Origin of the sequence: Thalassotalea sp. Y01 (genome assembly GCF_012932945.1) — a bacterium.
GTDB lineage: Bacteria > Pseudomonadota > Gammaproteobacteria > Enterobacterales > Alteromonadaceae > Thalassotalea_A.
On record NZ_JABBXG010000001.1, the window covers coordinates 470,081 to 484,461 of the forward strand.

General features: G+C 44.3%; 11 protein-coding genes. 2 read left to right on the forward strand and 9 right to left on the reverse strand.

The annotated features are described in order from the left end of the window. Positions 1-5: 5 nt before the first annotated feature. The 9 genes from HII16_RS01885 to HII16_RS01925 all read right to left on the reverse strand — a co-directional run bounded on the left by HII16_RS01885 (position 6) and on the right by HII16_RS01925 (position 10,034). A complete protein-coding gene (locus tag HII16_RS01885; protein ID WP_169126965.1) occupies positions 6-716 on the reverse strand; it encodes an SDR family NAD(P)-dependent oxidoreductase in 711 nt (236 codons plus the stop codon). Next, positions 713-1,183, reverse strand: a complete 471-nt coding sequence (locus tag HII16_RS01890; protein ID WP_169126968.1) for a nuclear transport factor 2 family protein — start codon at positions 1,181-1,183, stop codon at positions 713-715. Before HII16_RS01890 ends, HII16_RS01885 begins: the two co-directional genes overlap by 4 nt. Positions 1,184-1,423: 240 nt before the next feature. Further along, positions 1,424-2,821: a deoxyribodipyrimidine photo-lyase gene (phrB, locus tag HII16_RS01895; RefSeq protein WP_169126970.1), complete on the reverse strand. Its 1,398-nt coding sequence runs from the start codon at positions 2,819-2,821 to the stop codon at positions 1,424-1,426. Next, a complete protein-coding gene (locus HII16_RS01900) occupies positions 2,811-3,755 on the reverse strand; it encodes a DUF523 and DUF1722 domain-containing protein (RefSeq protein WP_169126972.1) in 945 nt (314 codons plus the stop codon). Before HII16_RS01900 ends, phrB begins: the two co-directional genes overlap by 11 nt. Before the next feature lie 127 nt (positions 3,756-3,882). After that, positions 3,883-4,557, reverse strand: coding sequence for a ChrR family anti-sigma-E factor (locus tag HII16_RS01905; protein WP_169126974.1), 675 nt, complete (start codon positions 4,555-4,557; stop codon positions 3,883-3,885). Then, positions 4,554-5,183: a sigma-70 family RNA polymerase sigma factor gene (locus HII16_RS01910; protein WP_282434714.1), complete on the reverse strand. Its 630-nt coding sequence runs from the start codon at positions 5,181-5,183 to the stop codon at positions 4,554-4,556. The genes HII16_RS01905 and HII16_RS01910 overlap by 4 nt, the downstream gene beginning before the upstream one ends. Positions 5,184-5,249: 66 nt before the next feature. After that, positions 5,250-5,828, reverse strand: a complete 579-nt coding sequence (locus HII16_RS01915; protein WP_169126976.1) for an LON peptidase substrate-binding domain-containing protein — start codon at positions 5,826-5,828, stop codon at positions 5,250-5,252. A gap of 843 nt (positions 5,829-6,671) precedes the next feature. Further along, the gene (locus HII16_RS01920; protein WP_169126977.1) at positions 6,672-9,374 is read right to left on the reverse strand and encodes a fasciclin domain-containing protein; all 2,703 of its coding nucleotides are present in this window, start codon (positions 9,372-9,374) and stop codon (positions 6,672-6,674) included. 126 nt (positions 9,375-9,500) lie between these two features. Beyond that, on the reverse strand, positions 9,501-10,034 hold the full coding sequence (locus HII16_RS01925) for a lipocalin family protein (protein WP_169126978.1): 534 nt from the start codon (positions 10,032-10,034) through the stop codon (positions 9,501-9,503). A 153-nt stretch (positions 10,035-10,187) separates the two neighbouring features. Between HII16_RS01925 and HII16_RS01930 the strand changes: the two genes are divergently transcribed. Both HII16_RS01930 and HII16_RS01935 read left to right on the forward strand, forming a co-directional pair. Continuing rightward, positions 10,188-11,264: an efflux RND transporter periplasmic adaptor subunit gene (locus tag HII16_RS01930; protein ID WP_169126979.1), complete on the forward strand. Its 1,077-nt coding sequence runs from the start codon at positions 10,188-10,190 to the stop codon at positions 11,262-11,264. A 3-nt stretch (positions 11,265-11,267) separates the two neighbouring features. Next, entirely contained in the window at positions 11,268-14,354 is a 3,087-nt protein-coding gene (locus HII16_RS01935; protein WP_169126980.1) for an efflux RND transporter permease subunit, read from the forward strand. Positions 14,355-14,381 lie beyond the last annotated feature (27 nt).

Below are 14,381 nucleotides of genomic sequence, written 5' to 3' on the forward strand. Positions count from 1 at the left end.
TTGCTTTAGCTCCTGCAAGCAATTTTGGTCCTTAGTTTTGTCGGTAATAACGATAATAACGACAAAAGCCAGGTTAAACGTCTAGGGAACTGCAAGTAATGCTTACCTTGGCTAACCCCATTATAAATTCTTGTTGCTGCCTCATCGCTAGTCATTAAAAACGGCATAGCGAAGTTATTTTTGTCGGTCAAAGGGGTTTTGATAAACCCTGGATGAACGAGAGTTACGTCGATGCCGTGCTGATGCAGATCAAGACGTAAACTATTGGCCAAATAATCCATCGCCGCTTTTGAGGCACCATATGCTTCTGCTCTTGGCAATGGCAATTTGGTCACGCTGGATGAGACAAAAACAATACGCGTACCTGACGATAAGCCAGGTAATAATGTTTGTAAAATAGTCGCCACCGATAAGGTATTTACTTCCAGCACACGTCGAAACAAGTTTGCGCTGAAGCTTTTAACATCATCGATGTACTCGCAATTGCCAGCATTAATTATCAGCAAATCGAGATCATCAATAGTCGACAATGCCTGTTCGGTTTGCTGTTCATCGGTGACATCAAAACATAAGCCTTCGATATGAGTATGCTCACCAATTTGTGACAATACGTCCTGATTGCGACCACAAGCAACGACATAATGGTCATTCTTGGCGTACAGCTTTGCTAACGATAATCCGATACCTGAAGTTGCACCAGTGATCAGTACTTTCATTGGCCAGCTCGTTGCTTGATGGCTTTGATAATGCGGCCAACGACAGGGATGTGTTCATATAACATCGCCCCCACATCGAGGTAGTCACGATGATAAATAACCTTTCCTTGGGCTTGCTTAATGTGACTGTGACCGTCTACGCTGACCGAGTCGCCACCATTGAGTTTTGGGTGGGAGAACTGCATTTGCCAATAGATTGCGGCTTGCTCATCACCGGGGATGACCTCATTGATGCGAAACGTGCACGCACTTAAGTTGCTATACAAAGTCGCAAAATATTGATTGAGGTTTTGATAACCATGTACCTTGTGCATAGGGTCTTCAAACAATACGTCTGAATGGTATATGCGCTCAAGCAAGTCGAGGTTGTCGGTAGACAACTGCTGGTATACCTCAACAAAGTTGTTTAACCAACCTGGGTAACCGCCTTGTGTGTCGAGCGATTGATGTGTTGCTGAATTATCCATAATTTTATCCAAAATTATTAGCTTATGCGCAAACTGCTTACTTTAACTTAGTATAGATAACACATTGTTTCACAATATCATTTCAATACAATGCGCTATATCAGCTAAACAATCAAATATGAGCAAAAGTCAATGTTCAACAAAAGTACGAACATGCTTAGCCCACAAAGAATACTTAAAAGTAGCCTACTCTGCGGTTATTGGAATTATCGTCTTGGTCTAGGAAATGTTGGTCGCTTACTAAACCGCTTGCTTATAAAATTGCAGTGCCGACAAACGTGCTTGCTTGTGTTCTACAATGGCAGGCCAGTAACATGTCAGGCCCTGCTCTTTTATATAATCGTGTGGAAAATGAATATATTTATCAGGCACATGCGCTAGCTCTGGTAAATATCTACGGATAAAATTGCCATCCGGATCAAACTTTTTACTTTGGCTGATAGGATTAAATATACGAAAGTACGGTTGCGCATCACACCCTGTGCCAGACGCCCATTGCCAACCACCATTGTTGGCTGCGAGATCCGCATCTATCAATTGTTGACTGAAAAACCTTTCACCAAGCCGCCAATCTAACAGTAAATGCTTGGTTAAAAAGCTGGCCACAATCATTCGCAAGCGATTGTGCATCCAACCAGTTTGCAGTAACTGACGCATAGCCGCATCGACAATCGGATACCCTGTTTTACCCTGTTGCCAAGCACGTAATTTTTGTTCATCAAAGTGCCAAGCCAAGCTGTCGTATTTACCATTAAAGTTTTCACCCATGGCAAGTTTAGGGAAATGATGCAGCAGATGACGGTAAAACTCTCTCCAAACCAGTTCATTTAAAAAGGTGAAAGTGCCACCCGATTGCCGGCTTAGTAAATCCGGATCGCGGCTCAACAACAACGCCAAGACGTATCTAGGGCTGATTGCCCCTATCGCCAAATAGGCAGATAACCCGGAGGTTCCTTTCACTGATGGAATGTCTCTGTGCTGCTCATAATCGCTGACCTTTTCTTGTAAAAAGCTTGGCAGAATGTGTTGCACCATGTCAGTTGCCAACGGCCATTTAAGCGAACACTGCCTTTTAAAAGCCGTATCAATTGGCAGCAATTGTTGCTCGGTTATGGCAGCGAGTTGCAATGTTTGCGGTTGATAATTGAAGCCCTGATTTAGCAAATGTGCGAGCCAAGCACGGCGAAATGGCGTATAGACTTTATACATCTCTCCTTGCTTGTTTCGAATAGCGCCTTTGTTGACGATAACATCGGCTTCAAACAAGGTTAATGCCATCCCCGATTGTTTTAATTGTTGGTCTCGACGTCTCTCGTTAATTTCAAGCTCTGCATTTGCAACCACCTGAGATATGTCATGACGTAGGCAATAATCTCGTAAAAATAACTCTTGTTCGGCAAAGTCCTCAACTTCGACTACCTGCAACGATACGCCGAATGCTTTGAGTTGTTGCTGCAATAAGGCAACGTGGCGCAACATAAAATCAACTTTAATGGCTGACAGGTTATGCGCTTGCCATTGTCCTGGAGTGGTAAAATAAATGGCCTTACTCAGGCCATTATCAAGTGCGTATTTAACAGCAGGATTATCTTGCAACCTCAGGTCATTTCGAAACCAAAGCAAGATATCAGTAGCCATAGCGTAACCTTAAATCAACCGGGTATGGGTCCAGGTAAAACTGTTGTGCCAGATATTCTTTTGGAAATACCAATAAGTAGTGTTTGATCAAAGTCAGAGGTGCAATTAACGGCAATACCCCTTGACGATAATGATTGATTTGTTGACACAATTCTTGTTTTTGCTCAGCGGTTAGCTCTTTAGCAAAATAACCTTGCAGATGTTGCAGCGTATTGGCGTGTTTTTTACGCGTCGCTATTTTCTTCATAGCCATCATCAGACCATAGATATACTGTTCCGCCATATCTTCAAGGCTAACATTCGAAGAAGCCAATAAGCGCCCCAATTTTTTGTAGGCAACAAGATCATGACTCATCAAGGTATATTTGTATCGAGCATGAAATGTCATCAATAAATGTTTGCTCAGCCCTTTGCGTTGCAGCAGTTGCCAATCGCGATAGGCGAATACTCGGGCAACAAAATTTTCACGAATTTTTGCATCATTAAGGCGGCCATTCTCTTCACATGGTAATAATGGATTGGCTTCCATGATTTGGCGTGCAAATGCGCCAACACCATCCGATGTTGATCCCTTACCATCTTCACGGTAAACCTTTACGCGCTCCATTCCACAGCTAGGGCTTTTCGCACAAAAAATGTAGCCGCTAAAACTTTCCGCAAGCTTGGCAACACGTTTGCCATACTCAGACAACGCTTCAGTGACATCGCCACTACCGTCAGGTCGAGATACAACAATCATGTCGTCTTTTTTGATTTGACGGATGGTCGGTCTAGGCACGGGTAAACCGATGGCAACTTCGGGGCAGAATGCTCTATATTGCACGTGCTTGCCTAGTTCTTTAACGCAGAAGTGTGATGTTTTTGAACTGGAATCAAAACGGACTTGTTGACCAACTAAACAAGCGCTGATACCGATAGTGATGGGAGTAGCCATACTTACAACCTCAATATGTTTTGGTATTGCTATAAGATACGGCAGCAATGCTGATTAAGATTACTATTTGAAAAATTTAGCCACAAAAAAACCCGCTAATAGCGGGTTTTATCAATTGCTCAATCTGTTAGTAAATCAAATTAGCAAATGGATTCAGTAGCTTGTTAATACCTTGGGTAAAATGCAATGCATCATTGGCCACGGTGAAACATAAGCAACCGTCTTCTGTCACAGGTTGATGTTTATGAGACGCGTCGAGCAAAATAAAGTCACCTTTGACGTATTCGCCCATCTCGTCTTTGAAACTACCATCTAATAACAATGTCACTTCATAACCTTTGTGGGTATGCTCAGGAACTGAACCGCCCGCATCAATTTGCAACAAACTAGAATGTAACTCACCTTCGCCTAATTCCATTCGAGAGCGAGTCAATTTACCAATATTGCTCCAACGACCAAGTGGCATATGTTGCATCGCTCGCGGCAACTGATAGGTTTTGCCTTTGACGGTAATCGACACCGGTACTTCTTCTGTTTCAGAGGCAGTCTCGTCGCTGGCGGTGATATCACCGATCATCGCTTCCATGTCAAAGCCCGCTAAAACGTCATCTTCGTTGCGACTATTATCAACAGCCGGTAACTCAAAACTGTCTTCCGCTTGGAGCTCAGTCATGGTTGCAACTTTGGTTTGGCATAATGGACACATTTCATTATGCATTGCTACAGCGGCACACATTGAGGCAGGTAATTCACCTCCTACAAAGGCCTGTAACAATTCAGTGGTTGGATGATGTTTAATCATAACTGCTCTCCAATCTGCTGCCTTAATTTATTTAATGCCAGTCGTAAACGGGATTTAACCGTTCCTAGCGGTAAGTCGAGATGCTCAGCCAATTGCTCTTGCGACATCTCCATAAAGTAAAAACCTTTAATCACTTGTTTTTGGTTCTCCGGTAACGTATCGAGATAATCAAGGATCTTCTTGCTTTGTAGGTGGTCATCAAACTGATGTTCTTCAGCTGTATGCCCTTCTACCATCGGCCAGATGTCGTCACTCAAATTATCTTCTTTCTTCGCTTTTTGCTTTCGCAATAAGTCGAAAGTTACATTCCGCATCACCGTATATACCCAGGTTGTTGGGGCACCTTTGTTGGCACTATAAAGGTGGGCTTTGCGCCAAACATTGGTCATGGTTTCTTGCACAACCTCATTCGACATCGCCTGATTGGTAAACTTTCCTGCAGCGATACGCTGGATCTTTGGCGCGAAAAATTTGAACAAGTTAGTAAACGCCAACTTATCTCGCTTTTCAGCCACCGCCAACAACCATTGCACCAGTTGCTTGTGATCTATTTCTTTTGTCATCGTTACCAGTCTTGAATTACTTCGTTGCTGTAATGACCTTGATGTTAGCATAGTTAAGCCCATTGAAAACCCTAATTAGTCTTACAATTCACTCTATATTACGAGCACGTATTTACTTTGGATCATAATTTACAGATATTTTTCAATACGTTTCTCGTCAATAATAACCGCAGTTAAAAACTCGATAGCATCATCAACGCTTTGCGCTTCAGCAAAATGGTTCTTGTCCTCAATACTGATAGGAAATAACTCTAACCAACGTGCACAGACCCAATTAGGCTGATCAACAAACTGTTGTTTGTATAACTCATTTAAATCGCTATTGGCGGAAAAGAATCGTTTCAATTGCTCGCTGAAGATTCGAGTTTCAACGGTATGCTTGGTTTTTGGCCAATGCTGCATACTTTGTTTACGTGCCAATAATAAATTTTCATCGTTTCGCTGAAAATTATCAATCAATACCAATTCATTACATTTAACATCGATAACGAGAACGTTATCTTGCCCTAATTGAAAATCAATTATCTCTACCCAGCTGCCCCAACGACCGACATATTCTGATTTGTCAGCTCTATATAAACTGATAACAAAGCCATCAGTATTGCGGGCATTTTTAACCATATTGAGATAACGTTGCTCAAAAATTCTTAATCGAGTAATACCGCCAGGCAGCAAGTATATAGGTAATGGAAACACGGGTATGTTCATCGTTATAAATGTTTCTCTTCGGTATTTATTAAATTCTCTGTTTAGTTATACGATAGCAGCGTAGTTGCTGATCACATCTTGCAACCAATCAATTGCTAAATGTCAATTTGTATGAGTCTTGTCATTTTGACGGCACCAAACTGAGGTCTCGATGACTAGTTGTCAAACAGCGACTAAGCACGCTGTGCTACGAAACCCTATTCACTATCCCCTGTCTGCCAAACATAAATCGGGAGGATATTGGCATGGATGTCGCGGTGACAGGATGTCAAATAGCGACTAAGCACATCCCTGCACGAACCCTCCCTATCCACCATCCATGGCTCGGGAGGATATTGGCATGGATGCCATGTATGTCGCGGTGACAGGATGTCAAATAGCGACTAAGCACATCCCAACACGAACCCTCCCTATCCACCATCCATGGCTCGGGAGGATATTGGCATGGATGCCATGTATGTCGCGGTGACAGGATGTCAAATAGCGACTAAGCACATCCCAGCACGAACCCTCCCTATCCACCATCCATGGCTCGGGAGGATATTGGCATGGATGCCATGTATGTCGCGGTGACAGGATGTCAAATAGCGACTAAGCACATCCCAACACGAACCCTCCCTATCCACCATCCATGGCTCGGGAGGATATTGGCATGGATGCCATGTATGTCGCGGTGACAGGATGTCAAATAGCGACTAAGCACATCCCAGCACGAACCCTCCCTATCCACCATCCATGGCTCGGGAGGATAAGCACATCCCTGTGCAAAAAAAAGCCCCCTTTCGGGGGCTTGGAACATCACTTTGTATGGCAGAAAGTGATGTGTACAGCTACTGTTCGGTGTTACTCAGTGATGACGGCGTCAATCACATGAATTACACCATTTTTCGCATAGATATTGGTGACGATAACCTTGGCACCACTAACGGTGATCATTCGTGACTCCATATCGATACCAATATCGACCGTTTCACCACCTAAGGTTTCTACCATCATGCCGTTCGCTGCATACGCATCGGTAGCTGATAACGCAGCACCATTGATAACATGTAGCTCCAGAATGTCTGTTAGTGCCGGAATGTCAGCAAGCAAGGCTTCCACTGTACCCGCTGGTAATGCGTCAAACGCATCATTGGTGGGCGCGAATACGGTGAACGTTGCTGACTCATCATTAAGGGCATCAGCCAAACCTGCAGCAGATACAGCAGCTAGCAAGGTTGAGAAGTTGCTGTCGGCAATCACGATTTCAGCAATTGTTTTATCCATCATATCGGTCATTTCTGGCGGTACAATCACAGTATCAACAACGTGAATGATGCCGTTATCAGACATAACGTCAGGTGCCGTTACCATGGCGCCGTTGACATATAACGTGCCGTCCATAGAAGAAAGAGCTAGGTTCGACATATTTGCCGCTTCAACTTGATTGCTCATAGATGTGGCAACAGATACTGCCGCAGTTGAGTCGACACTACCAGCAAGTACGTGATAAAGCAGGATATTGCTCAATGCGTCGGTGTCAGCAAGTAAGGCTTCAACGGTACCATCAGGCAGCTTCGCGAATGCTTCGTCCGTTGGTGCAAACACGGTATAGCTTGCGTCTAGGTCGGCTAATACAGCATCTAAACCTGTCGCTTGCAATGCCGCAACTAAGGTCGTGAAATTACCGTTTGCAACAGCAACATCAACAAGACTCATACGCGGCTCTGGTAATTCAAGGTCGCCGGTCACAACCGCATCAATAACGTGAATCACACCGTTGGTAGTGTAAATATCTTTCATAACGATATTAGCGCCACCAAACATTAACATGCCAGTGTCAGGCATGACGCTTACGCCAATTTTCGCACCAGATGCAGTTTCAACCATTTTGCCATTCGCGGCATAGGCATCCACTGATGACAAGCTGGCATCAGCGACAACATGTTGTAGCAGAACCGCAGTCAATGCATCGGTATCGCCAAGTAATTGGTCGAGAACATCTGGATCAATCATCGCAAACGCATCATTCGTTGGTGCGAATACGGTAAACATTGCACCTTCGTCTGCCAACACATCAACTAAGTTAGCAGCAGATAGAGCCGCAACTAAGGTTGAGAAGTTTTCATCCGCTAAAGCAACGTCAACAATGGTACCGCTAGGCTCATTCATCATAGGCGGTACAATCACGTTATCAATAACATGGATAACGCCGTTAGCCGCAGTGATGTTTGCAGCGCTAACCATAGCGCCATTGACATATAAGCTTGAATCAACAAAAGACAGTGCAGCATTGCTACCGTTAACCGTCATCACTTGATTTTCCATCGAACGGGCAACACCGATTGCGGCATCAGACAATACTTCACCACCAACAACGTGGTATAGCAAAATATTGCTCAAGGCATCGGTATCGTTCAATAATGCTTCTACTGTACCGTCTGGTAATTTAGCGAACGCAGCATCTGTTGGTGCAAATACGGTGAATGAGCCATCTAAGTCAGCCAATACCGTGTCAAGACCAGTTGCTTGCAGTGCAGCTGCTAGAGTATTGAAACTGCCAGCTGAAACAGCAACATCAACAATACTTGCTGCCGGTGCAGGCAACTCAGCGTCAGCCAAAATCACCGCATCGATAACGTGAATCACACCATTGGTTGTATAAATATCTTTCATAACAATGTTGGCAGCGCCAAACATTAGCATGTCGCTGTATGGATTAATCATCAGTTTGATTTCAGCACCTGATGCGGTCGCTGGCATTGAACCGTTTAACGAGTAAGCTGTTGTTGAATCAACCGCGGCACCTGAAATAACGTGTTGCAATAACACCGCTGACAACGCATCAGTGTCTGCTAGCAAGGCATTGATGGTATCGGCACCAATCAGTGCGAAGGCATCATCCGTTGGTGCAAATACGGTAAACGACTGTGACTCATCTGCTAACACAGAGTCTAAGCCCGTCGCCTGCAAGGCTGCCACTAGGGTGGTAAAACTACCTGCAGCAATCGCTGTATCAACGACATTAGCCGTTGGCTCACCCATCTCCGCCGGTGGTAATAACACCGCGTCAATGACATGAATAATACCGTTATCGGTCACGATATCGGTGGTAATCACGGTCGCCGTGTTCACTAACAAGTCGTCACCACTCAATGACAAACCAACAGAGGCGCCATTTACGGTGGCTACTGTTGTACCTGCTGCGCCCACGGCTGCAGCGGCATCAACTTGTCCATCAATAACATGGTACAACAAGATGGCTGATAACATATCAGGGTCTGCCAATAAGGCATTGATTGTTTCGTCACCCAACATCGCAAACGCTGCGTCAGTTGGTGCGAAAACGGTATAGCTTGCGTCTGGGTCGGCTAACGCCTCATCAAGGCCGGTGGCCTCTAACGCAGCAACAAGAGTTGTAAAATTGCCGGCATCAACTGCCGCATCAACAACCGTTGTTGCAGGTTGTGCCGCAGCGCTTACGCCGTCGCTATCATTGTCTCCACCACATGCACTGATGACACTTAATAAAAACACAGGTAAAATGATCTGTATGATCCTTTTCATTATATTTTCCTCTCAGAATTTATGTCGCAGTAAACTCTACGAGGAGATTTTTGAAAGGGATCAAACTTTTTAAAGCTTTGAAATATTTATAAAAAAATTAGACCTAAAGGCAACTAAAAACAATCTTCAGTTTTTTGCTGTCGGTTTCGACGTGTGCTCTACCCAAATTAGCTGTTTAGTATCGAACCCTTTGCTTTTTGCCATAGTGACAAATTGTGCCTTTAATTGTTGAGAAATTTCAGGCGTTCGGCTCAACAACCACAAATAATTATGATTAAAACCACTGACGAACGCGTGCTGATAATCACTATCTAGATAAAACACCACATAAGAGCTGTAAAACGGTCCAAAAAAAGACACTTTCAAATGGCCAACCGTCTCGCTATCAACAAACTTCGCAGTGCCGCTTGCTGTTTGCCATTCACCATCTTGCTTATCAAGTCCCTTATTGGTGACCGTGACACTGCCATCACTTGCGACATCATAGGTAGCAGTTACCTGATGCAAATCCCGTTCAAATGAATGATCTAAGCGGGCGATTTCATACCAAGTACCCAAATACGGCGTTAACGCAAAATCATTCACCGGCTCAACCTTATCTGGTACCCCTGTACAGGCGAAAAGGTTAGCCAATAATAACGCGGTCAATATGGTTCTCATGCACTTCTCAATCATTAATATGGTGCTTTAGTTATAACCATAAACGCTGACAAAGTGTAAACAAATATGACTGTTATCTGACAAATGTTAACAAAAACGGTAGAATATGCGCCCTTCAATTTGATAACACCTTAGTTAGGCAGGAAAGAATAGATGAAATTGATGCAATGGCTGATAACCCTAGTCATGTTAAGCGCGGTAGTCTTTGGCTTATTTTCGTATAAACAAGCATTAACGGCGCCAGCGGATGCTGATACGGAACAATTTGAACCAGCAGCAACCGTTGATGCTGAAAAGGTACAGCAAATCAATTTTCAACGCACCAGTAAAGTTCATGGCGAACTCGTGGCGATTGCCACCTTGCAACTTCGCAATCAACTGTCCGGTACCATTACCTATCTAAACCTGCCGTTTGGTCAGCAAGTTGAAAAAGGCCAATTACTGATTGAGCTCGATCACAGTAATGAAAAAGCGCAATTAATTGCCGCCAAAGCGCGCCTCACTTTGGCTCAACAAACCGTACAACGTTACCGTAAGTTGGAGCAAGGCAACGAAATATCACAAGAGTTACTCGATAAAGCCATTTCCGAGTTGGCGATTGCCAAATCAGAGGTTGCCTTATTGGAAGCGACAATAGCTAAAAAAGTGATCAAAGCCCCTTTTACAGCCACCGTTGGTTTGCATAAATTAGTGGTCGGCCAATATCTTGATAGTAACAGCGATATCGTTACCTTACTTGGCGATAACCAAAACATATGGGTAGAGTTTTCCTTGCCACAAACCTTTTCACCATTAAAGCTCGATCAAGCAATACAAATACATACCCTAGGCACGGGTCAACAATTCACCGCCAAAATTATCGCCAGCGAGCCGGTGTTTAATAAACAGTCTCGACAGCTTGGCTATCGAGCAAAATTACCTCGCCAGGCATTGAATTTAAAACCGCAATCATTGGTTAATGTCGAAGTGCCAGTGTCTGCTGCCAGCAGTCAATTTAGTGTTGCCGACATTGCCCTAACCCATGATCAATTTGGTGATTATGTCTTCGTGTTAGAGCCACAGGATAATGGCAGTTACCGCGCCAGACGTACTAAAGTGCAAGTCATTGAGAGACAAAATGCGCAAGCCATCATCACCTCAGGTATTGAAGCGCAACAAATTATCGCCACGCAAGGGGCCTTTAAACTGCGCGACGGTATGAAGGTATTCATTAAGCAGTTGCAGGGTTAATCGATGAGCAACCAAGCCTACAACAAAGCAAGTGTTATGGATGTCTTTGTCCGCAAACCTGTGATTGCCATAGTGCTATCTATTGTCATTTGTTTGGCGGGATTAGCGGCGATAATGAAGATTCCAGTGATTCAATTTCCACAAATGGAAAGCTCATCACTGACAATAGCCACCTACTATACCGGTGCATCCGCCGATGTTGTCAAAGGCTTTATCACCGAACCAGTAGAGCGCGTCGCCGCGACTATTCCCGGTGTTGATTACGTTGATTCAAAAACCACCGCCGGCAGCTCAACGGTGACCGCTTGGTTGAAATTAAACCAAGATAGCACCCGTGCCTTAGCCGAACTGAACACCAAGTTATCGCAAATCAGCTATGAATTACCTGCTGATGCGCAAGACCCTATTGTTTCCGTGGTTCGTGCCGATAGAGCGTATGCCGCATTTTATCTCAACGTCAACTTCGGTGAGCGCGATTCATCGCAAGTATCGGATTATTTAAACCGCGAAGTTATCCCCTTGTTAACCAGTGTTGAAGGGGTGCAGAAAGTACAGCTTGAAGGCGGTCGCATTCCTGCGATGCGAATCAATATTGATAGTGACCGTCTCGCGGCATTTAACCTAAGTACTGACGATATCTATCAAGCGTTGCGTAATAACAACGCCATCGCCACCTTAGGCTACAGTCAAAATGATCGCCAACGAATTGATATTATTACCAACTCACAGCTGTCTAACAGCGATGAATTTGAGAATTTGGTGATCAAAAAAATAGATGGTGACATCATTTATTTAAAAGATGTCGCCACGGTCGCATTAGGCTCAGAAGAACCATCTGTGACCGCACGGGTAAATATTCGTAACACCATTTATGTATCGGTATGGCCGCTACCCGGCGCCAATGAAATCGACATCGGTGATAACTTATACCTGGCCGTCGATGAAATAAACAAAGCCATGCCTGATGGTATGGATATGGAGTTTGCCTACGATGGCACGCTGTATATGCGTGATGCCCTAACCGAAATCATCACCACATTGATAGAAACGGTTGTCATCGTTGGCCTAGTAGTGTTGATGCTGATGGGCTCGTTTCGTACCGCCATGGTGCCATTGGTAACCATTCCTATCTCTATTCTTGGGGCGATTGCCGCTATGTCGCTTATGGGGTTTTCGCTAAACCTTTTAACGGTATTGGCGATTGTACTATCCGTCGGTTTGGTGGTAGATGACGCCATTGTTGTGGTTGAAAACGTTGCTCGTTACATGCGCGAAGGCATGGGTCGTCGCCAAGCGGCGCTGCTGAGTTCGCGACAACTGTTGGTGCCGATTATATCGATGACCTTAACCTTAGCCGCGGTGTATTCGCCAATAGGCTTTTTAGCTGGCCTAACCGGCATGCTATTTAAAGAGTTTGCCTTTTCGTTAGCGATTGCTGTGGTTATATCTGGCGTCGTCGCTATCACGCTATCGCCAATAATGAGTGCATCGGTATGCCCTAAAGGCGGCCAAGAAGGCTGGTTAACCAGAAAAGTGAACCATGGTTTTTCCTACATTCAATCGTTTTATGGCAAGGCATTAGAGCGAATTTTTGCCTTGAAATACCAAGTAACTTTAATGGCTGTGGTGATATCGATACTGGCAGTACCATTTTACTTGCAATCGGCAAAAGAGCTGGCGCCGATTGAAGATCAAAGCAGCGTCATTGTCATTGTCCAATCACCACCGCAATCGTCTCTTGCCTACAATGAAGCGGCGACGTTAGAAATGACCAAAGGTTTACTGAGTATCGAAAATGCTCAAGAAATGTGGCAAGTGATCTTCCCAACCGGTGGTTTTGGCGGCATTACCTTTGCAAAACCTCATGAGCGGGATTTTCATATCGATACCATGGTACCAAAGGTTTACATGAACCTAGTGCAAAATTCGGGTTTAGATTCGCTGCCAATTTTGCCGCCTTCGTTACCAACCGCTGGTCAGTTTGATGTCGAGGTTGTGCTTAAGTCATCGCAAGACTATCAAGAAATGAAGTTATATGCCGATAAACTGGTGCAAGCTGCGTTTGCCTCAGGGCAATTCTTGTTTGCCGATTCGGAATTAAAGATCGACTTACCACAACTTGAGCTGCTGCTAGACCGCGATAAACTTGCGGATTTGAACCTCACGGTAAACGACGTAAATCAACAATTATCGGTGTATTTATCGAGTAACTTTGTCAACCGTTTTGACTCAAACGGTAAAGCTTACCAAGTGATCCCTATGGTTAACGAGCAGGTTCGTGGTGTACCAGAAAACATTCTTAATCTAACGGTAAAAACACCAACCGGTGGTTTCATTCCAATATCAAGTTTCGCGTCATTAGAGTGGCGCACCGGACCACGACAACTCACCACTTTTGGTCAACAAAACTCGGTTAAGATATACGGCGGTGTACTGCCAGGGGTAACCAAAGAAAAAGCATTAGCAACAATTGAACAAGCAGCACAAGATATTTTACCCAGTTCTTATCGACTTGATTATGCCGGTGAGTCAAGGCAAATTCGCAATGAAGGCAATACCTTGATGACCGTGTTAGCAATATCATTGGTGATTGTGTTTTTGATTTTAGCGGTGCAATTTAACAGCTTTAGAGACCCTTTAGTGGTATTACTCGGTTGTGTACCGTTAGCTTTATCCGGCGCTCTACTGTTACCATTTATCGAGCTGACGACGATCAATATTTATTCACAAATTGGCTTGGTTACCTTGGTCGGCTTGATTGCCAAAAACGGTATCTTAATTGTTGAATTTGCTAACCATGTACAAGAGCAAGGTAAAAATAAATTAGAGGCCGTAAAAGCGGCGGCAACAACTCGCTTACGTCCTATTCTTATGACCACAGGCGCCACTGTTTTTGGTCATTTCCCATTGGTTCTGGTCACCGGTGCGGGCGCCGAAGCTCGCAACAGTATCGGCATTATTTTGGTCGCTGGCATGTTAATCGGTACCTTCTTTACCTTAGTGGTTTTACCGATTTTCTATCTCTGGTTTGCCGAGAATCGCAGCAAAGCCAAAAATGAAGACTTGGATTTTGCTAAAAGCTTTATTTAAGCAATCATAGTGTCTTGTTATTCGTGA